The sequence below is a fragment of the Actinomadura sp. BRA 177 genome, from assembly GCF_013372625.1.
GTDB lineage: Bacteria > Actinomycetota > Actinomycetes > Streptosporangiales > Streptosporangiaceae > Spirillospora.
The window spans coordinates 1-18,611 of the sequence record NZ_JABXFD010000489.1 but is presented as its reverse complement, the minus strand read 5'-3'; the positions used below and the strand labels follow the sequence as shown (position 1 = coordinate 18,611).

17 protein-coding genes are annotated in these 18,611 nt (G+C 72.6%); 12 read left to right on the top strand and 5 right to left on the bottom strand.

All coding sequences use genetic code 11. The features are described from left to right. Positions 1-18 precede the first annotated feature (18 nt). Positions 19-888 carry an HAD family phosphatase gene (locus HUX53_RS28280; protein WP_176406258.1) on the bottom strand — a complete coding sequence of 290 codons (870 nt, stop codon included), beginning with the start codon at positions 886-888 and terminating at the stop codon, positions 19-21. A gap of 358 nt (positions 889-1,246) precedes the next feature. Here HUX53_RS28280 and HUX53_RS28275 point away from each other — a divergent pair, with 358 nt between their 5' ends. Then, a complete protein-coding gene (locus tag HUX53_RS28275; RefSeq protein WP_176406257.1) occupies positions 1,247-2,449 on the top strand; it encodes an RNA-guided endonuclease TnpB family protein in 1,203 nt (400 codons plus the stop codon). A gap of 141 nt (positions 2,450-2,590) precedes the next feature. Here the strand turns inward: HUX53_RS28275 and HUX53_RS28270 are convergent, their stop codons facing one another. Next, positions 2,591-3,223: a sigma-70 family RNA polymerase sigma factor gene (locus tag HUX53_RS28270; protein WP_176406256.1), complete on the bottom strand. Its 633-nt coding sequence runs from the start codon at positions 3,221-3,223 to the stop codon at positions 2,591-2,593. Positions 3,224-3,376: 153 nt separating this feature from the next. On the opposite strand from HUX53_RS28270, the gene HUX53_RS28265 reads away from it, so the two are divergent. The 8 genes from HUX53_RS28265 (at position 3,377) to HUX53_RS28230 (ending at position 11,668) form a co-directional block, all read left to right on the top strand. Further along, entirely contained in the window at positions 3,377-4,627 is a 1,251-nt protein-coding gene (locus tag HUX53_RS28265; RefSeq protein WP_176406255.1) for a putative quinol monooxygenase, read from the top strand. 1 nt (position 4,628) lies between these two features. Then, on the top strand, positions 4,629-4,886 hold the full coding sequence (locus tag HUX53_RS28260) for a glutaredoxin family protein (protein ID WP_176406254.1): 258 nt from the start codon (positions 4,629-4,631) through the stop codon (positions 4,884-4,886). 327 nt (positions 4,887-5,213) lie between these two features. Further along, a complete protein-coding gene (locus tag HUX53_RS28255) occupies positions 5,214-5,954 on the top strand; it encodes a redox-sensing transcriptional repressor Rex (protein ID WP_176406282.1) in 741 nt (246 codons plus the stop codon). A 28-nt stretch (positions 5,955-5,982) separates the two neighbouring features. Then, positions 5,983-7,374, top strand: a complete 1,392-nt coding sequence (locus HUX53_RS28250; RefSeq protein ID WP_176406253.1) for a glutamyl-tRNA reductase — start codon at positions 5,983-5,985, stop codon at positions 7,372-7,374. A 44-nt stretch (positions 7,375-7,418) separates the two neighbouring features. Then, on the top strand, positions 7,419-8,288 hold the full coding sequence (gene hemC / locus HUX53_RS28245; protein WP_217920013.1) for a hydroxymethylbilane synthase: 870 nt from the start codon (positions 7,419-7,421) through the stop codon (positions 8,286-8,288). 59 nt (positions 8,289-8,347) lie between these two features. After that, positions 8,348-9,910 (top strand): uroporphyrinogen-III synthase, encoded by a 1,563-nt coding sequence (locus tag HUX53_RS28240; RefSeq protein WP_255205718.1) that lies wholly within the window; start codon positions 8,348-8,350, stop codon positions 9,908-9,910. Positions 9,911-9,929: 19 nt separating this feature from the next. Further along, positions 9,930-10,913: a porphobilinogen synthase gene (gene hemB, locus HUX53_RS28235; RefSeq protein ID WP_176406251.1), complete on the top strand. Its 984-nt coding sequence runs from the start codon at positions 9,930-9,932 to the stop codon at positions 10,911-10,913. 116 nt (positions 10,914-11,029) lie between these two features. Next, the gene (locus HUX53_RS28230) at positions 11,030-11,668 is read left to right on the top strand and encodes a bifunctional DNA primase/polymerase (protein ID WP_176406250.1); all 639 of its coding nucleotides are present in this window, start codon (positions 11,030-11,032) and stop codon (positions 11,666-11,668) included. Between the two features lie 10 nt (positions 11,669-11,678). Here the strand turns inward: HUX53_RS28230 and HUX53_RS28225 are convergent, their stop codons facing one another. After that, on the bottom strand, positions 11,679-13,370 hold the full coding sequence (locus HUX53_RS28225; RefSeq protein WP_176406249.1) for a serine/threonine-protein kinase: 1,692 nt from the start codon (positions 13,368-13,370) through the stop codon (positions 11,679-11,681). A gap of 100 nt (positions 13,371-13,470) precedes the next feature. On the opposite strand from HUX53_RS28225, the gene hemL reads away from it, so the two are divergent. Beyond that, a complete protein-coding gene (hemL, locus tag HUX53_RS28220; RefSeq protein ID WP_176406248.1) occupies positions 13,471-14,763 on the top strand; it encodes a glutamate-1-semialdehyde 2,1-aminomutase in 1,293 nt (430 codons plus the stop codon). Here the strand turns inward: hemL and HUX53_RS28215 are convergent. Beyond that, positions 14,760-15,611: a dihydrodipicolinate synthase family protein gene (locus tag HUX53_RS28215; protein ID WP_176406247.1), complete on the bottom strand. Its 852-nt coding sequence runs from the start codon at positions 15,609-15,611 to the stop codon at positions 14,760-14,762. The genes hemL and HUX53_RS28215 overlap by 4 nt on opposite strands. 1 nt (position 15,612) lies before the next feature. Beyond that, entirely contained in the window at positions 15,613-16,527 is a 915-nt protein-coding gene (locus HUX53_RS28210) for an EamA family transporter (RefSeq protein WP_176406246.1), read from the bottom strand. A 72-nt stretch (positions 16,528-16,599) separates the two neighbouring features. On the opposite strand from HUX53_RS28210, the gene HUX53_RS28205 reads away from it, so the two are divergent. Together HUX53_RS28205 and HUX53_RS28200 are read left to right on the top strand one after the other, a co-directional pair. Further along, positions 16,600-17,526, top strand: coding sequence for a LysR family transcriptional regulator (locus HUX53_RS28205; protein ID WP_176406245.1), 927 nt, complete (start codon positions 16,600-16,602; stop codon positions 17,524-17,526). Between the two features lie 55 nt (positions 17,527-17,581). After that, on the top strand, positions 17,582-18,499 hold the full coding sequence (locus HUX53_RS28200) for a serine/threonine-protein kinase (protein ID WP_176406244.1): 918 nt from the start codon (positions 17,582-17,584) through the stop codon (positions 18,497-18,499). Positions 18,500-18,611 lie beyond the last annotated feature (112 nt).

Genomic DNA, 18,611 nt, shown 5'->3' with positions numbered 1-18,611 from the left:
TCGCGTTGCGGGGGTGGGTCAGTTGGTGCGGTAGTGGCGGCGGAGGGCTATTCCGGCGGCTACGCCGCCTGCCAGGGCGCCGGCGCCGGCGGCGGCTGGTAGGGCGACCATCGTTACCTTGCGGCCGGTGCGGAAGTCGTGGATCGGCCAGCCGTGCTCCTTGGCGTGGGCGCGCAACTCGGCGTCGGGGTTGACGGCGTGCGGGTGGCCGACGGCGGTCAGCATCGGCAGGTCGTTGATGGAGTCGCTGTAGGCGGAGCAGCGGGCGAGGTCGAGGCCCTCGCGGTTGGCGAGGGCGCGGACGGCCTCCGCCTTCGCCGGGCCGTGCAGCAGGTTGCCGACGAGGCGGCCGGTGTAGAGGCCCTCGCGGGTCTCGGCGACGGTGCCGAGTGCGCCGGTGAGGCCGAGGCGGTGCGCGATCGTCCGGGCGACCTCGACGGGCGTGGCGGTGACGAGCCACACCTGCTGGCCGGCGTCCAGGTGCTGGAGGGCGAGGGTGCGGGTGCCGTGCCAGATGCGGTCCGCCATCACCTCGTCGTAGATCTCCTCGCTGAGCTTGACGATGTTGGCGACCTTCTGGCCGGCGACGAACGCGAGCGCGGCCTCCTTGGCGCTGCCGATGTGCTCGGAGTTCTCGGTGCCGCGCATCCGGAACAGGGCCTGCCCCCACGCGAACATCGCGAGGTCGCGCATGGTGAACAGCTTGCGCGCGGCGAGCCCGCGCGCGAAGTAGTAGATGGACGCGCCGCGCATCATCGTGTTGTCGACGTCGAAGAACGCCGCCGCGGCGGGGTCGGGCACGGGGAGCGGACCGGGCGGGGCCGCGGCCGCGGCGGCGGCCTCCCCGGCGGTCTTGTGGTCCACGTCGCGCTGCCAGAATCGCCGCATGAGGCAGAAGCCTAGTCAACCGCCTCCCCGCGGCCATCGCCCCGGCGATGATTGCGACACTCTTCACTCCTGTCGTTCGCGGCCGCCACCAGCCGTTCACGCAGGACCTCGCGGAACCGCGGATCCGGCCCCGTCCCGCTCGCCCGCAGCCGGGTGAGCACGTCACTCTGCTCGCTGATCCGTCCTCGCCTCGTCTTCACCTGATCCTCCGAAGGATGTCCCGGTCTTCAGGCCGGGGAGGAATTCGGATTCCGCCGGGGAACGGCGCGGCGCGGCGCGGCCAGGACCCTCCAGGAACCGAGCCCCATGACATCGGAAAGTCATCACATGGATACTGAGTGTAGGTAAAGTGACGGTCATGCGGACCGCGTACAAGTGCCGGGCCTACCCCGACCCCGAGCAGGCGGCGATCTTCGCCCGCACGTTCGGCTGCGTCCGCCTGGTGTGGAACAAGACCCTCGCCGAACGCCGCCGCGCCTGGCAGACCGACCGCACGCCCACCACCTACAAGCAGACCGACGCCGCGCTCACCGCCTGGAAGAAGACCCAAGACCTGGCATTCCTGAACGAGGTCTCCAGCGTTCCGCTGCAGCAGGCGCTGCGCCACCAGCACACCGCGTTCGCCAACTTCTTCGCCGGACGCGCCCGCCACCCCCGCTTCAAAAGCCGCACCGGCCGCCAGTCCGCGCACTACACCCGCTCGGCGTTCCGGATGAAGGACGGGCATCTGTGGATGGCCAGGACCACCGCGCCGCTTGCGTTCATCTGGTCCTTCCAGGACGTGGACCCGGCCGGGCTGAACCCCACCATGGTCGTGATCTCCCGCGAGCCGGACGGCCGCTGGTATGTGACCTTCGCCATCGACGCCGACGTCCCCGAACCCCTGCCCGCCACCGGGCACGCCATCGGCATCGACCTGGGGGTGAAGGATTTCGCTGTCACCTCCGACGGGGACCGGGTCGCCAATCCCCGGCATCTGGACCGCAAGGCCGCCAACCTGGCCCGATACCAGCGGCGCATGGCCCGCAAGCAGCCCGGCAGCAACAACCGGCGCAAGGCCAAGACCAAGGTCGCCCGCGCCTGCCGCAAGGTCCGCAACGCCCGCCACGACTTCCTGCACCGCACCAGCACCAACCTCGTCCGCCAAGCGGACATCATCGTGATCGAAGACCTCGCGGTCGCCAACATGGTCAAGAACCGCAGCCTGGCCCGCGCGATCTCCGACTGCGGGTGGGGCGAGTTCCGCCGCCAACTGGAGTACAAGGCCGGACGTGCCGGACGCGTTTTGATCGTCATCGACCGGTGGTACCCCTCGTCCAAGACCTGCTCGGCCTGCGGGCACCTGCTCACCAAGCTGAGTTTGTCCACCCGGCACTGGACGTGTCCGGGCTGCCGCACCCGGCACGACCGGGACCACAACGCGGCCAAGAACATCCTTGCGGCTGGTCGAGCCGTAGCCGGGGCAGGCCCCGGCGATGTCTGTGGAGCCGATGTCAGACGGCAAGGGCCTTCCCTTCCGCAGTCGGCTGCGAAGCAGAAACCCCCACGGCGCGAGCCGTAGGAATCCCTTCCATCCGGGGAGGGGAGGAAGTCAAAGCCCGGTTCTCATTGGCCGCTCCCTTGCGGGTCCCGGCGCGTAGGGCGCCTCTGACCCGCAAAACGAGCGGGTGGCGCGGCGGGTTACGGCCCGGGGATCAATTGGTCAGTGGCGCAGGTCGGCCGGGAGCATGCGGCCCAGCGACCGGACGGCACGATACTGCAGTGCCTTGATCGCGCCCGGTTTCTTGTCCATGACCAGTGCGGTCTCGGCGACGGACAGGCCGTGCAGGAAGCGCAGGACGACGCACTCCTGCTGCTCCGAGCCGAGCCGCCGGACGGCCAGCAGCAGCGTGCGGTTGGTCATGGCGTCCAGGACGGTCCGCTCCGGCCCCTCGTGGTGGCGGTCCGGCTCGACCAGCTCGGCGGTGCAGACCTCCAGCCGGTAGCGGCCGGACTTGAAGTGGTCGGCGACGAGGTTCCGGGCGATCGTCACCAGCCAGGCGCCGAAGTCCTTGCCCTGCCAGTGGAAGTCGCAGATCCGGCGGAGCGCGCGCAGGAACGTCTCGCTCGTCAGGTCCTCGCTGAGGGAGTGCGTCCCGACCCGGTAGTAGATGTACCGGTAGACGAGCTCGACGTAGTGGTCGTAGAGGGAGCCGAACGCGTCGGCGTCGCCGTCCCGGGCGCGGAGCACCAGCGCCTTGAGGACCTCCGCCCGGTCGGCCCCCGGCTCGCCGGAGCGGGTGCGGGAAGGCCGAGGAAGCGGGATGACCCCGGCATCGAGGGTCAAGCTGCTCATGCAGTTCTCCTCGGGGCGTACGCGACCTCCGGCGTGATCTGCCACTCTAGATACCGGAAGGTACGAGAGGCAATGGCCGTTCCATGCCGCGATGCCCCGTCTTCCACGGTGCGGTTACCCGTCCGCTCGCGGCATCGGGCACCATTAGGCGCGATGGTCGATGCTCTTCTCGCGCTCCTGGCGACCCTTGGTGCCTTAACGGCCACCGGGTTGCTGGTCCAGCGCGCCCAAAAGGACCGGCTGCTCTACCTCATCGCCTGGTCGTTCACCCAGGTCGGGCTGACGCTCGCGCTGCTGTGCATGACGGTCGGGTTCATGGCGGGGTTCAACGGCCCGCTGTTCCGCGTCATGGAACTCGGCGCCGCGCTGATCGGGCCGGTCTGGCTCGCGCTCGGCATGGTCGAGCTGATCGCGCGGTACGTGCAGGTGCGGTTCGCCGCGTGGCTGTTCGCGATCTCCTACACGGTCGTCGCGATCGTCATCCTGCTCCTGGACCCGCTCAAGGGCTCGCTGTCCAAGAGCCTGCCCAAGCCGAGCGCCACCTACGACGCGCTGCCGCTGCTGCTGATCGACGGCGCGCACGTCATCGCGGTGATCTGCCTGGCCGCCTGCACCGGTGTGACCGCGTGGCTGGCGAGCAAGCAGGACCAGGAGGCCGCCGAGCTGCTGATCCCGATCGCGCTGATCGCGCTCGCGGGCGTGCTCGTGGTCAGCGGCACCCGCGGGTTCCTGCCCGCGCCGCTCGCGGTGATCGCGGTCGGCGCCGCCGCGGGCCTGGTCTGGTACGGCGCGATGCGCACGATCCCCGTCTACGACGAGGACGAGGGCTACGACGACTACGACGGTTACGGGGACGAGCCCGCGACCGGCTACGAGGAGCCGGCGTTCGCGGCGAAGGCCGAGCCGGTCCCGGCGCCGACCCCGTCGCCCGAGCCGCGGCGCGGCGAGCTGCGGTTCCCCGAGCCGGCCGCCGAGGAGCTGCGCTTCCCGTCCGACAACCCGGCCGGGCCCACCGCCGTCGATCCGCTCGGCGGCCCGTCCCGCGTGCCCGCGCCCGCCGCCCGGGAGCTGGCGAACGCGTGCGGCCAGATCACCGTCTACACGCTGCTGGACGGACGCGAGGAGGCGTTCGACCGGCTCGCCACCGACCTGGTGAAGGCGGCGCTCGCCGCCGAGCCGGACACGGTGATCTTCGCGTGCCACGAGGTGGTCGGCGGCCCCACGCAGCGGATCTTCTACCAGCTGTTCAAGGACGAGGCGGCGTTCGCCGCGCACCGCGGGCAGGCGCACCTGCGCCGCTTCCTGGCGGATTCCCGCACGCACGTGCTGGCCACGAACGTGATCGAGCTGAAGCTCGGCCCCGCCAAGGTGCCGCTGCCGGCCCCGGACTTCCCCGGGCGGTGACATGCCGGACGAGATCATGATCACGCTGCTCGGCAAGCCGGGCTGCCACCTGTGCGACGACGCCCGCGCGGTGATCGAGCGAGTAGCCGCCGACCTAGGCGTGTCCTGGAACGAACGTGACATCACGCAATCGGCGGACGACTACGAGCGGTACTGGGAGCAGATCCCGGTAACGCTGATCAACGGCGTCCAGCACGACTTCTGGCGCGTAGACGAGCCCCGCCTCCGCGAGGCCGTCACCGACCTCCAGACCCGTTGACTTGCGGCGTGTTGCCCTTATGCGGCTGCGGATAAGGGCAACACGCCGCAAGTCAACGGAGGGGCGGGTGTCGGGTCGGTCACATCCGAACGACATTCGGGTTGCCGCGGCGTAGGCTGCAAGTCCCTGTTGGACGGGCTTTCCGCGGCGCCGTCCGGCCCATGCGACCGGGGGGTGACTTTGTGCGCGTGTTCACAAAGGCTTAACCTGGTGGCCAGCCCTGGGGGCGGTCGAGCCGCGGTCGTCAGGCCGTTACCGAGCCGCGCGCACCGGGGCGAGGGGCTCACCGAGCGCCCCGTCCCCAGCGTCGAGCCCGAAGAGCAGGCCGTGACATCTCGACAGAACCGGCACCGCGAGCGCGGCGGCCGCGGCATCCCCGAAGCCACCGTGGCGCGGCTCCCGGTGTACCTGCGCGCCCTGACCGGGCTGCAGGAGCGCGGCGTCGCCACCGTCTCCTCCGAGGAACTGGCGGCGGCGGCCGGGGTGAACTCGGCCAAGCTCCGCAAGGACCTGTCCCACCTCGGCTCCTACGGGACGCGCGGCGTCGGCTACGAGGTCGAGTACCTCGTCTACCAGATCTCCCGCGAGCTGGGCCTCACCCAGGACTGGGTGGTCGCGATCATCGGGGTCGGTAACCTGGGCCGTGCACTGGCCGGCTACGGCGGCTTCGCGTCCCGCGGCTTCCGCGTGGCCGGCCTGCTCGACGCGGACGAATCCATCGTCGGCCAGGAGATCTCCGGCATGACGGTGCAGCACATCGACCGGCTGGAGGACATCATCGCGGGCCACGGCGTGTCCATCGCCGTGATCGCGACCCCCGCGGGCGCGGCCCAGGGGGTATGCGATCGCGTGGTCGCCGCGGGCGTGACGAGCGTGCTGAACTTCGCCCCGGTGGTCCTGTCGGTGCCCGACGGCGTCGACGTCCGCAAGGTCGACCTGTCCATCGAGCTGCAGATCCTCGCGTTCCACGAGCGGCGCAAGGCCGGCGGGCCGGACGGGGCCGCCCCGCTCGCCGCCGGCGACACGCCGCCGGGGACGTCGCAGTACGTAGAACCGGTGGAGGCGTGAGTCGGGTGACGATGAGCGAGGAAGCGGCATGAGCATTCTGGTGGTGGGGCTCAGTCACCGCAGCGCGCCCGTGGCGGTGCTGGAGCGGGCGGCGGTGGCCGGGGACGACCTGGCCAAGCTGCTGCACGCGGTGCACGACGCGCCGAACATCGCCGAGTCCGCGATCGTCTCGACGTGCAACCGGGTCGAGATCTACGCGGTGGTCGACAAGTTCCACGGCGGCGTCTCGGCGATCTCCGAGCTGCTGGCGCTGCACTCCGGCGTCCCGCTGGACGACCTGTCGCGGCACCTGTACGTCCACTACGAGGAGCGGGCCGTCCAGCACGTGTTCGCGGTGGCGTGCGGGCTGGAGTCGATGGTCGTCGGCGAGGGGCAGATCCTCGGCCAGATCCGGCAGGCGTTCAAGCTCGCGCAGGACGAGGGCACGCTGGGCCGCGACCTGCACGACGTCCTGCAGCAGTCGCTGCGGGTGGGCAAGCGCGCCCACCATGAGACCGGCATCGACAAGGCCGGCGCGTCGCTGGTCAGCGTGGGGCTGGACGTCGCCGTCCGGCATCTGGGCCCGCTGGACGGCGTCCGCGCGCTGGTGGTCGGCGCCGGTTCGATGAGCTCGCTGGCCGCGGCCACGCTGAGCCGCGCGGGAGCGCGCGAGGTGGTGGTCGCCAACCGCACCCATGAGCGGGCCGTCCGCCTCGCCGAGTCGCTGGACGTCCCGTCCCGCGCGGTCGAGCTGTCCGCGCTGGACACGGCGATGGCCGACGCCGACCTGGTGGTGTCGTGCACCGGCGCCGCCGGCCTGGTGGTGACCGCCGGCCAGCTGACCGCGCGCGGCGTCGGGGACGACGGGCGCCGCCGGTTCTTCCTCGACCTGGCGCTGCCGCACGACATCGAGCTGACCGTCCGCGACCTCGACGGCGTCGAGCTGGCCGGGCTGGACGATCTGCGCACCGAGCAGGAGGCGGCGAAGGCGATCGGCCCGGCGGCGGTGGACGCGGCCCGGCGGATCGTGTGCGAGGAGGTCGAGGCGTTCCTCAGCGCGGCCCGTGCCGCCGCCGTGGCGCCGACCGTCGTCGCGCTGCGCAGCATGGCCGCCGAGGTGGTGGACGCGGAACTGTCCCGGCTGACGGGCCGGCTGCCCGAGATGGACGACCGGGACCGCAGGGAGATCGAGCAGACCGTACGGCGCGTGGTGGACAAGCTGCTGCACGCGCCGACCGTCCGGGTCAAGGAGCTGGCGTCGGCGCCGGGCGGCGACTCCTACGCCGACGCGCTGCGCGAGCTGTTCGACCTGGACCCGAAGGCGCCCGAGGCCGTGGCCCGCGCCGATGTGAACGTGGAGACGGTGAACGCCCGGGCCGCGAGCGCCCGGGCGGTCAGTGCCCGGGACGCGGTCCCGGCGCGTGAAGGAGACGAGACGTGAGTACTGGCAAGGGCCCGCTGCGGCTCGGCACCCGCAAGAGCCTGATGGCGACCACGCAGTCGCAGGGCGTCGCGGACGCGTTGACGCGGCTGACGGGGCATGCCGTCGAGCTGGTCGGGGTAACCACGCAGGGTGATGTCTCCAAGGCCCTGCTCGCCCAGATCGGCGGAACGGGCGTGTTCGTCAACGCGCTCCGCGACAAGGTCCTGTCCGGTGAGGTGGACTTCGCCGTGCACTCGCTGAAGGACCTGCCCACGTCCGAGACGCCGGGGATCGCGCTGGCCGCGACGCCGCTGCGCGACGACCCCCGGGACGCGCTGTGCGGGCCGAGCAAGCTGGCCGACCTGCCGCGCGGCGCCCGCGTCGGCACGGGCTCGCCGCGCCGGGTCGCGCAGCTGCGCGCGCTCCGCCCGGACCTGGAGATCGTCCCGATCCGCGGGAACGCCGACACCCGGCTGCGCAAGATCGCCGACGGTGAGCTGGACGCGATCGTGCTGGCGCACGCGGGCCTGAAGCGGATCGGCCGGCTGGCCGAGGTCGGCGAGGTCTTCGACACCGACCAGATGCTGCCCGCGCCGGGCCAGGGCTCGCTCGCCCTCGAATGCCGCGCCGACCGCGACGACCTGCGCGAGCTGCTCGCGGAGGTCGACGACGCCGCGACCCGGCGCGCGGTCACCGCCGAGCGGACGATCCTCGCGGTGCTGGAGGCGGGTTGCTCCGCGCCCGTGGGAACATACGCTGCCGAAGTAGATGAAGAGCTGCATCTGACGGCGACCGTCGCGGCGATCGACGGAAGCCGGCAGATCAGGATGTCCGCAAGCGGCCACCCGGATGCCGCCGAGCAGATCGGCCGCGACCTCGCGGCCCGGCTGCTCGCGCAGGGGGCCGACCAGTTGATGGGGGAGCGCGATTGAGCCCCGCCGCGAAGAGCATCGCGGCGAGCAAGACCGCTGAGACCGAGAAGAGCACGGCGCTGAGCCGGACCACCGACCCGGGGACGGTCGCGATCGTCGGCATGGGCCCGGGCGATCCGGGGCTGCTGACGCTGCGCGCCGCCGCCGAGTTGGAACGCGCCGACACGGTCATCGTGAGCCGCGCGCACTGCCCCGCCGACGTCCTCGCGCACTGCCGCGCGGACGCCGAGATCATCGACACCGCCGAGGGCGACCCGGTCAAGCTCGCCGTCCGCGCCGCGAAGGCCGGCCGCCGCGTCGTCCGGATGTTCGCCGGCGACCCGGGCGTCGCCTGCGGCCTGGCCGCCGAGGGCGCCGCGCTGCACAAGGCGGGCGTGCCGTTCGAGGTCGTCCCGGGCGTGTCCGCCGTGACCGGTGTGCCCGGGTACGCGGGCATCCCGCTCACCGACCCCGAGCACCGCGAGTTCCGGTTCGTGGACGCCTCGGCGGGCGGCGTCGACTGGGAGCGGTTCGCGACGTCCGGCGCCACGCTCGTGATCGCCGGCGCGGAGGGCGCGGTCGCCGAGGTCGCCAAGGGCCTGGTCGCGGCCGGACGCGCCGACTCCACCCCCGCCGCGATGACGAGCCTCGGCACGACCACCGAGCAGGAGACCGTCGTGTCGACGCTGGGCAAGCTGGCGTCCGACACCAAGGGCATGGAGTCGCCCGCGCTGATCATCGTCGGGAACGTCGTGAAATGGCGTGACAAGTTGTCCTGGTTCGAGACCAAGCAGCTGTTCGGCTGGCGCGTCCTCGTGCCGCGCACCAAGGAGCAGGCCGCGTCGCTGTCGGACCAGCTGCGCGGGTACGGGGCCGTCCCGGACGAGGTCCCGACGATCTCCGTCGAGCCGCCGCGCACCCCGCAGCAGATGGACCGCGCCGTGAAGGGCCTCGTCACCGGACGCTACTCGTGGGTGGTGTTCACCTCCACCAACGCGGTGAAGGCCGTCCGGGAGAAGTTCACCGACTACGGCCTCGACGCCCGCGCGTTCGCCGGGCTGAAGGTCGCCGCCGTCGGCGAGCAGACCGCCGCCGCGCTGGTCGAGTTCGGCGTGCAGCCCGACCTCGTCCCGGCCGGGGAGCAGTCCGGGGAGGGCCTCGCGGCCGAGTGGCCGCCCTACGACGAGGACCTCGACCCGATCAACCGGGTACTGCTGCCGCGCGCCGACATCGCCACCGACGTGCTGATCGCCCGGCTGACCGAGCTGGGCTGGGAGTGCGAGGACGTGACCGCCTACCGGACGGTCCGGGCCGCGCCGCCGCCCGCGCCGATCCGCGAGGCGATCAAGGGCGGCGGGTTCGACGCCGTGCTGTTCACCTCGTCCTCCACGGTGAAGAACCTGATCGGGATCGCCGGCAAGCCGCACAACGTGACGGTGATCGCCGTGATCGGCCCGCAGACGGCGAAGACCGCCGAGGAGTACGGGCTGCGCGTCGACGTCATGGCGGACAAGCCGTCCGTATCGGCCCTCGCCGAGGCGCTCGCGGAGTACGGTGCGAAGCGGAGGGCGGCCCAGATCGAGGCGGGAGACCCGCTCCGCAAGCCCAGCCAGATGCGCCGGGGGGCCCGGCGCCGGAAGTAGATCCGTACAGAGGGAATCCATGTCCGCACAGTTCCCCGTCGCACGCCCGCGGCGGCTGCGCCGCACGCCCGCGCTGCGCCGGATGGTCGCCGAGACGCGGCTCGCGCCGGCCGACCTCGTCCTGCCGATGTTCGTCAAGGAGGGCATCGCCGAGCCGCAGCCCGTCGCGTCCATGCCGGGCGTGTTCCAGCACACCCGCGACAGCCTGCGCAAGGCCGCGCACGAGGCGGCCGAGGCCGGCGTCGGCGGCATCATCCTGTTCGGGATCCCGGCGGTGAAGGACGGCACCGGGTCCGCCGCCGACGACCCGGACGGCATCGTCCAGCTCGCGCTGCGCGACCTGGCGTCCGACCTCGGCGACGCGGCCGTGGTCATGACGGACCTGTGCCTGGACGAGTACACCGACCACGGGCACTGCGGCATCGTCACCGGCGCCGGCGAGATCGAAAACGACGCCACGCTGGAGCGGTACGCGTCCATCGCGGTCGCGCAGGCTGAGGCGGGCTCGGCGGTCGTCGGCCCGTCCGGGATGATGGACGGACAGGTCGCCGCGATCCGCCGGGCCCTCGACACGGCCGGCTTCGCCGACACGGCGATCCTCGGGTACTCGGTGAAGTACGCGTCCGCCTACTACGGCCCGTTCCGCGACGCCGCCGAGTGCGCGCCCCAGTTCGGCGACCGCTCCACCCACCAGCAGGACCCGGCGAACGCCGACGAGTCGCTCCGCGAGGTCTTCCTCGACCTCGACGAGGGGGCCGACATGGTCATGGTGAAGCCGGCCGGCGCCTACCTCGACATCGTCCGCCGCGTCCGCGACGCCGTCGACGTGCCCGTGGCCGCCTACCAGGTGAGCGGCGAGTACGCGATGATCGAGGCCGCCGCCGAGAAGGGCTGGATCGACCGCGACCGCACCATCATGGAGTCCCTCACCTCCATCCGCCGCGCCGGCGCCGACATCGTCCTCACCTACTGGGCGACGGAAGCGGCCCGCCGGCTGTCCTAGGACGCCTCTAGTTACTTAGGGTCGTTTTACGGGGGGTGGCGTGTCTGGGCGTGACACGGGCGGGCATCATCGGTAGCCAGGGAACCACGCGCGACCTTGGGCTATTGGGGGGCGAGATGCTGGCGGTCACGGGGCACAGGCGGCAGAAGGCGGCACGGAACCGGATGGCCGCGGTGGCGCGGGAGTACGCCGATCTCGGGTGGCCGTGCTATCCGGGGGCGCACGCCGGCGCCGTCCGGGCGTGTTCGTGCGACCGGATCGGGTGTCCCGACCCGGGCGCGCATCCGGTATCGGCGGCCTGGGCGCACCAGGCCACCGTCGACCCCGAGGTGATCGAACGCTGGTGGGGGAAACGCCCGGAGGCGAACATCATCCTGCCGACGGGCCGGGTCTTCGATGTCTTCGACGTCCCGGCCGCCGCAGGCGCCATCGCACTCGACCGGATCGAGCGGGAGGAACGTCCCGTCGGTCCGGTCGCCTCGTTCGGGGGCGAGCGGCACCTGTTCTTCGTCGCGACGCGCGGCGCGCCCGCCGACGAGGACGAGTGGTGGTCGTGCCACCTCGACACGCTGCCGGAGGACGTCGCCGAGACGCCGGGGATGCGGTGGCACTGCCGCGACAGCTACGTCGTCGCACCGCCGTCCGTCCTGCCGTACGGGCGCGAGGTCGCCTGGCTGCGGCCGCCGGGCCGGGACGCACTGCCCGACCCGCTGCGGCTCCTGGAGGTCCTCGCGGACGCCTGCGAGGACGCCTGAGCCGGGACGCCTACGCCGCCGAGCGCGGCGCCTTGATGGCGGGCTTGGCGCCCCACTTGGAGTAGGTGCCGCGCTGCATCTGGTTGCGGCCCTTCTCCGGCCCGGCGCGGACCCAGAACGCGACGGGCCGGTGGCCCGCGTCCAGCTTGATGGCGAAGGCGATCTGCTGGGCGCCGGTCGCCTGCGCCATCCGCCCGTACATGGGGCCGAGCTCGGGCGCCTGCGCCAGCGTCGCCGCCGGGGCCTCGCCCTCGTAGATGCCCTTCGCCAGCGTCAGCTTCGTCGCCGACCGCAGCAGCGTCGTCAGGTTCGTGACGGAGCTGCCCTGCCGGACCTGGTCGGCCGCCGCAGGGTAGCCGCGCCCGCCGAGCGCGGACGACTTCCACTTCTTGCCCACGCGCACGTAGAGCCGGTCCTGGACGAGGACGGCGGGCAGCGCCTTGCGGGCCGACCCGGAACCGGCGAGCGACATCGAGAAGGACACCTGCCCGCCCTGCACCGCGAACGTGCCCCGGCTGGTCACCGGGAAGCCGCAGCAGCCCGTCTGCCGGTAGCTGAACGCGGCGCCGGGGGCCTGCACGACGGCCTGGTCGATCTGCGCGATGAGCGGCGCCGGGTTGACGCCGCCGACGGGCAGCGTCGGCTGCGGGGTGCTGCTCTGCGCCGGGGTCGGCTCGGGCGGCGGCGTCTTCGCCTGGTCCTTCTGCAGCAGCATCACCGCGCCCGCGCCGCCTCCGGCGACGACCACGACGGCGGCGGCCACGGCGAGCCAGCGCAGCCGGGACGCGCCGCCGGGCTGCTTGCCGGCGACGACCGGGTTGCGGCCGCTGCTGCGGGCCGGCTTCGGCTTCGGCGGCTCGGGCTGCAGCGCGGCCTGCGCGGCGAGCTCGGTGAGCCGGCCGCGGCCCTGCGCCTCCCACGACGGCCCGTAGGCGGACACGGCCGCGTCCTCCAGCGCGCCGAGGAAGTCGGCGGCGGACTTCGGCCGCTCCTGCGGCTCCTTCGCGAGGCCCTGGTGGACGAGGGCGCGCAGCGGCCCCGGCACCTCATCCGCGGGGATCGGCGCCTCGCGGTGCAGCCGCGCCATGTTGCGGCCCGCGTACGCGGGCCGGCCGGTGAGCGCCTCGTAGAAGATCGCGGTGGCGGCGTACACGTCGGTGGCCGCGGTGGCGGGCTCGCCGTCCCACAGCTCCGGTGCCGCGTACTGCGCGCCGAACCGCACCTCGGTGCCGGCGGGCGCGGTCGCGAAGTCGGTCAGCTGCGCGTTGCCGTCCGCGTCCAGCAGGATGTTCGCCGGGCGGAGCGCGCCGTGCACGACGCCGCGCTCGTGCGCGGCGGCGAGGCCGAGCAGCACGCCGCCCAGCACCGACAGCGCCGCGAGCGGCCCGGCGGGGCCCTGCGCGGCGAGCACCCGCCGCAGGCTGACGCCCTCGACCCACTGCATCACGATCGCGGCGCCGTCCGCGGACTCCACGAAGTCGTAGAAGTCGACCACGTTGGGGTCCTCGAGCTGGGACAGGGGGCGCGCGGCCGCCCGGAAGCGCGCCAGAAACGCCTCGTCGGCCGCGAGCGCGCCGTCGAGGTATCTGATCGCTACCTTCGTGCCGGTCTGGTCGTCGACCGCCAGCACCACCCGGCCCGAGGCTCCGCCGCCCAGCTCCCGCTCGTGGGTGAACCCCGGGACCGTCCAGCCGTCAACCACGTTGAAAGCCCATCCCTCCGATGTCGTACTTGGTGGAATATCGGCCCGTACGCCGCGAGGTCAAGGCAAGTCGCCGAACTGCAACTGAGAGACTGCAACCGTGACTGATTTCGACCGTTCCCAGCAGCTGTTCGACCGTGCCGCCGGAGTCGTCCCCGGCGGCGTCAACTCCCCGGTGCGGGCCTTCGGAGCCGTCGGCGGGACGCCCCGCTTCATGGCGTCCGCGCGCGGCCCGTACCTGACGGACGCCGACGGGAACACCTACGTCGACCTGGTGTGCTCGTGGGGCCCGATGATCCTCGGGCACGCGCACCCGGCCGTGCTCGAGGCGGTGCGGGACGCGGCGGGCCGCGGCACGTCCTACGGCGCGCCGACGCAGGGCGAGGTGGAGCTCGCCGAGGAGATCGTGTCGCGGACGCCGGTGGGCAAGGTCCGCCTCGTCAACTCGGGGACCGAGGCGACGATGTCGGCGATCCGGCTGGCGCGCGGCTTCACCGGACGCACCAAGATCGTGAAGTTCGCGGGCTGCTACCACGGGCACGTCGACTCGCTGCTCGCCGCGGCAGGGTCCGGCGTCGCGACGTTCGGGCTGCCCGACACGCCGGGCGTGACCGGCGCGACCACCGCCGACACGCTGATCCTCCCGTACAACGACGTCACCGCCGCCGAGATGGCGTTCGACGAGCACGGCACCGACATCGCGTGCGTCATCACCGAGGCCGTCCCGTGCAACATGGGCGTGGTGCCGCCGCTCGACAACTTCAACGCGCTGCTGAAGCGGCTGTGCGAGCGGTACGGGGCGCTGCTCGTCATCGACGAGGTCCTCACCGGGTTCCGCGCGTCCCGGTCCGGGTGGTTCGGAATCGAGGGCGTGGCCGGCGACCTGATGACGTTCGGGAAGGTGATGGGCGGCGGGCTGCCCGCCGCCGCGTTCGGCGGCCGCGCCGACGTCATGGACCACCTCGCCCCGGCCGGCCCCGTCTACCAGGCGGGCACGCTCTCGGGGAACCCGCTCGCGACCGCCGCCGGGCTCGCCACGCTGCGCAACGCCACCGACGAGGTGTACGCGGCGATCGACCGATCGGCGGAGACCGTGTCGAAGGCGGCGTCGGAGGCGCTGGAGCGGGAGGGCGTCCCGCACTCGCTGCAGAACGCCGGCAACCTGTTCTCGATCTTCTTCAGCGAGGCGCCGGTGGGCGACTTCGCCGCCGCGCAGCGCCAGAACTCCAAGGCGTACGCGGCGTTCTTCCACGCCGCGCTGGAGCACGGCGTCTACCTGCCGCCATCGGCGTACGAGGTGTGGTTCCTGTCGGCCGCGCACGACGAGGAGGCGCTGGGACGCATCCTGGACGCCCTCCCGCACGCCGCCCGCGCCGCCGCCCAGGCGTCCTAGAGGGCCTGGAAAGCCCTCATCGCGGCGGCGACCGACTCGGGACGCGGTGCGCGCAGGGGAGCGCGCACCGCCGGGTCGTCGATCAGCCCGATCTCGGCCAGGCACGCCTTGAGGACGGCCGGCGCCGGTTCGCTGAACAGCGCCTCCACCATCGGCAGCAGCCTGTTGTGCGTGGCCAGCGCGTCGCCTCCGAGGGTGTGCATCGTCGCGTAGGCGGACGGCGCGAGGCACGCGCACGCGGCGATGCCCCCGGCCGCGCCGAGTCGCAGCATCGGGTAGATGTACGCGTCGTCCCCGCAGAGCACGGCCTTGCCGGGGTTGGACGCCAGCATGGTGAGGGTGTCGGCGTCGATGCCGCCCGCGCAGTGCTTCATCCCGACGACGCAGTCGAGCGCGAGGATCTTGAGGAGGGTGTCGGCGCTGAGATGCTTCCCCGTCCGGTACGGGATGTTGTACGGGACGAGCGGGACGTCCACCGCCGCGCCGATGGCGGCGAAGTGCTCGACGACGGCCTCGTCCGACGGGCGCAGGTAGTACGGGACGACGACGAGCAGCGCGTCGGCGAACGCGGCCCTCTCGCGGGCTTGCCGGATCGAGTCGGCGGTGCCCATCGTCCCGGCGCCGACAATGAGCGGCGTCCCGTGCTCGTCGCTGACGGCGCGGCACACCTCCAGCGCCGTCCGCTGCTCGTCCGGGGTCAGCATGGCGGCCTCGCCGGTCGTGCCGAGCGCGACGAGGCCGTCCACGCCGTTCTGCAGGCAGTGGACGGCGAGCCGTTCGAGCGACTTCGCGTCCACCTCGCCGGAGCGGGTGAACGGCGTGACGAGCGAAGCGTGGATTCCGTGCATGTCAGGTCACCTCGTTGGTCGGAGCCGGGGCGATGCGCCACCGCGACGGCAGCCGGACGCTCCCGGCGGCGACCCCCGCGATGATCAGCGCGGCCCCGGCCAGCCGCGTCGCGTTCACGTGCTCGCCGAGCAGGAGGGCCGCCGACACGAGCCCGAACGGCGGGACGAGCAGCGAGTACATGGCGACGGTGCCCGCCTCGTACCGGCGTATCAGCCACCCCCACGCGCCGAAGCCGAACAGCGTGGCGACGTAGGCGATGAACGCGAGCGACGCGACGCCGGCGACCGACAGGTGCCGCGCGGAGTCCGGCAACGCACCCGGCCCCTCGAAGATCAGCGACAACACGAACAGTGGGACGGGCGGCACCAGCGACATCCACACCATGAACCCGAACGCGTCGACCGGCTGCTCGGTGACCTGGTTCATCCGCCGCATCCCGACGTTCGCCAGCCCCCAGCCGGCCGCACCGCCGAGGCAGATCAGGAACGCCGCCACCGGGGAGCCGCCCTCGGCCTGCGCCACGCCGAGCAGCGAGACGCCGGCGAACGCGACGACCATCCCGGCGACCTGCCGGGCGCCGAGCCGCTCGCCCAGCAGCAGGCCCGCGAACAGCGCCGTGAAGACCGCCTGGACCTGGAGCACGACCGACGCGAGACCCGCCGGCATGCCCATGTTCATCCCGATGAACAGCAGCCCGAACTGCCCGACGCCGAGCGGCACGCCGATCAGCACGAACCAGCGCGCGGCGACGGGCGGCCGGCGGACGAAGAAGACCGCCGGCAGTGCCGCGGCCGTGAACCGGAGCGCGGCCATCAGCAGCGGCGGGAAGTCGTCCAGGGCCACCTTGATCGGGACGAAGTTGAGCCCCCACAGCGCCGCGATCACGGTGGCCAGCAGGACGTGGCGCGATCTCATCCCCCGATCGTGCGCGCGCATTTTATTTAGGACAAGCGAGTAATGCTTGACACCTCGTTTTAGTATTGCTTCATGCTTGATCTGGAACGGCTGCGCGCCCTCCACTCGGTCGCGACCTACGGCTCGGTCAGCGCCGCCGCCGACGTCCTGCACGTCACCACGTCCGCCGTGTCCCAGCAGCTCGCGAAGCTGGAGCGGGAGACCGGGCAGAAGCTCCTGGAGCGCAACGGCCGCGGCGTCCGGCTGACCGACGCCGCAGAACTACTCGTCGCGCACGCCGAGCGGATCCTGTCGCTCGTCGAGCAGGCGCAGGCCGACCTGGAGGCGCACCGCGGCTCCGTCGTCGGCCAGCTCACCGTCGCCGCCTTCCCGACCGCCGTCCGCGGGCTGATGCCCTCGGCGCTGTGCGCGCTCCGCGTCGACCACCCCGAGCTGCGCGTCCTGCTCCGCGAGGAGGACCCGATGCGCAGCATGCCGCTCGTCTCGCGCGGCGACATCGACATGGCCGTCGTCCAGGACTGGAACAACGAGCCGCTGCCCTTCCACGACGGCCTGCACAAGGGCGTCATCTGCGACGACGTCGCGGACGTGGCGCTGCCCGCCGACCACCCGCTCGCCGGGCGCGACACGATCGACCTCAAGGAACTGGCCGGCGACCCCTGGATCAGCTCCGTGCCGGACAGCATCTGCTGCGACTGGCTGCTGCGCACCCTCCGCGCCGTCGACAGCGAGCCCCGCATCGACCACATGGCCTACGAGTTCGCCACGCAGCTGTCCCTGGTCGCCGCCGGGCTCGGCAACGTGATCCTGCCGCGCCTCGGCCGCTGTGACGTCCCGCCGGGCGTGGCCGTCGTGCCGCTGTCCGCGCCGCTGTCGCGCCGGGTGTACGCGGTGTGGCGGGAGGAGGCGGCGCGGCGCCCGGCGATCCGCGCGGCCGTCACCGCGCTGCGCGCCGCCGTCCCGGCCGGCGTCCCCGCGGTCACCCCCGTACCGGTCTGACCTGTTCCGTCCGGCTCGCCGCGAATGATCGCCGTTCGGTAGGTTCGTCGCGATCATGGACTTGCGGAGGGGCGGCGTGGACGGGGAGTGGCGGGTCGACGGGTACACCGAGGTGCGCGAGCTCGGCGCGGGCGCGCAGGGGCGGGTGGCACTGGCCCGGCACGACCGGTCCGGGACGCTCGTGGCGATCAAGTACCTGGCGACCCGGGCGGACGAGGCGGACCGCGAGCGGCTCCGCCACGAGGCCCTGATGCTCGGGCGGGCCGGCAGCCCGCACGTGGCGCGCCTCTTCCGGCTCGTCGAAGGGCCGGAGACGTCCGCCATCGTCATGGAGGCCGTCGACGGCGTCTCCCTGAAGGAGCTGCTGGAACGGCACGGCGCGCTCGGGCCGGAGGCGTCGCTGGCCGTCCTCAAGGGTTCGCTGCTGGGTCTGGCCGCGGCGCACGCGGTCGGTGTCGTGCACCGCGACTACAAGCCCGCGAACGTCGTCGTCCCCGCGGACGGGCGCAGCCGCCTTGTCGACTTCGGCATCGCTACCCCGGCCGGGCAGGAGGCGGGCGGCGCCGGCACCCCGTACTACATGGCGCCCGAGCAGTGGAGCCGGCACGTCGCCACGCCGTCCACCGATGTGTACGCGGCCACCTGTGTCTTCGTGGAGTGCGTGACGGGGCGGCGGCCCTACACGGGCAATCGCGCCGAGTTGATGAACGCCCACCTCAGCGGCGAGGTCCCCGTTGAGGCGGTGCCGGAGGCGCTGCGGCCGCTCGTCCTGCGCGGCATGGCCAGGGCGCCGGAGGACCGGCCGGCAGGTGCGGCCCTCTTCGTGGACGAACTGGAACGCACCGCCCGCAAGACCTACGGCCAGGACTGGGAGGCGCGCGGCGTCCACGCCCTGTCGGCGGGCGCCGTCGCGCTCGCCGCGCTGTTCCCGCTCGCCGCCTGGCCCGCCCCGGCCCCCGGGGCCGTCTCCTAAAACACTCTGAACCCGCCCACGAAGCGGCGAGTCGCAATCTCGGTGCGCCACGCCGCCACTAACACAACAACCACAACACCATACACCACACCACCACACACCACCACACAAA

Bases quoted from the DNA above. Each gene is read 5' to 3' on its own strand.
- HUX53_RS28280 (WP_176406258.1), bottom strand. From the start codon at position 888: ATGCGGCGATTCTGGCAGCGCGACGTGGACCACAAGACCGCCGGGGAG.
- HUX53_RS28275 (WP_176406257.1), top strand. From the start codon at position 1,247: ATGCGGACCGCGTACAAGTGCCGGGCCTACCCCGACCCCGAGCAGGCG.
- HUX53_RS28270 (WP_176406256.1), bottom strand. From the start codon at position 3,223: ATGAGCAGCTTGACCCTCGATGCCGGGGTCATCCCGCTTCCTCGGCCT.
- HUX53_RS28265 (WP_176406255.1), top strand. From the start codon at position 3,377: ATGGTCGATGCTCTTCTCGCGCTCCTGGCGACCCTTGGTGCCTTAACG.
- HUX53_RS28260 (WP_176406254.1), top strand. From the start codon at position 4,629: ATGCCGGACGAGATCATGATCACGCTGCTCGGCAAGCCGGGCTGCCAC.
- HUX53_RS28250 (WP_176406253.1), top strand. From the start codon at position 5,983: ATGAGCATTCTGGTGGTGGGGCTCAGTCACCGCAGCGCGCCCGTGGCG.
- hemC (WP_217920013.1), top strand. From the start codon at position 7,419: ATGGCGACCACGCAGTCGCAGGGCGTCGCGGACGCGTTGACGCGGCTG.
- hemB (WP_176406251.1), top strand. From the start codon at position 9,930: ATGTCCGCACAGTTCCCCGTCGCACGCCCGCGGCGGCTGCGCCGCACG.
- HUX53_RS28230 (WP_176406250.1), top strand. From the start codon at position 11,030: ATGCTGGCGGTCACGGGGCACAGGCGGCAGAAGGCGGCACGGAACCGG.
- HUX53_RS28215 (WP_176406247.1), bottom strand. From the start codon at position 15,611: ATGCACGGAATCCACGCTTCGCTCGTCACGCCGTTCACCCGCTCCGGC.
- HUX53_RS28210 (WP_176406246.1), bottom strand. From the start codon at position 16,527: ATGAGATCGCGCCACGTCCTGCTGGCCACCGTGATCGCGGCGCTGTGG.
- HUX53_RS28205 (WP_176406245.1), top strand. From the start codon at position 16,600: ATGCTTGATCTGGAACGGCTGCGCGCCCTCCACTCGGTCGCGACCTAC.
- HUX53_RS28200 (WP_176406244.1), top strand. From the start codon at position 17,582: ATGGACTTGCGGAGGGGCGGCGTGGACGGGGAGTGGCGGGTCGACGGG.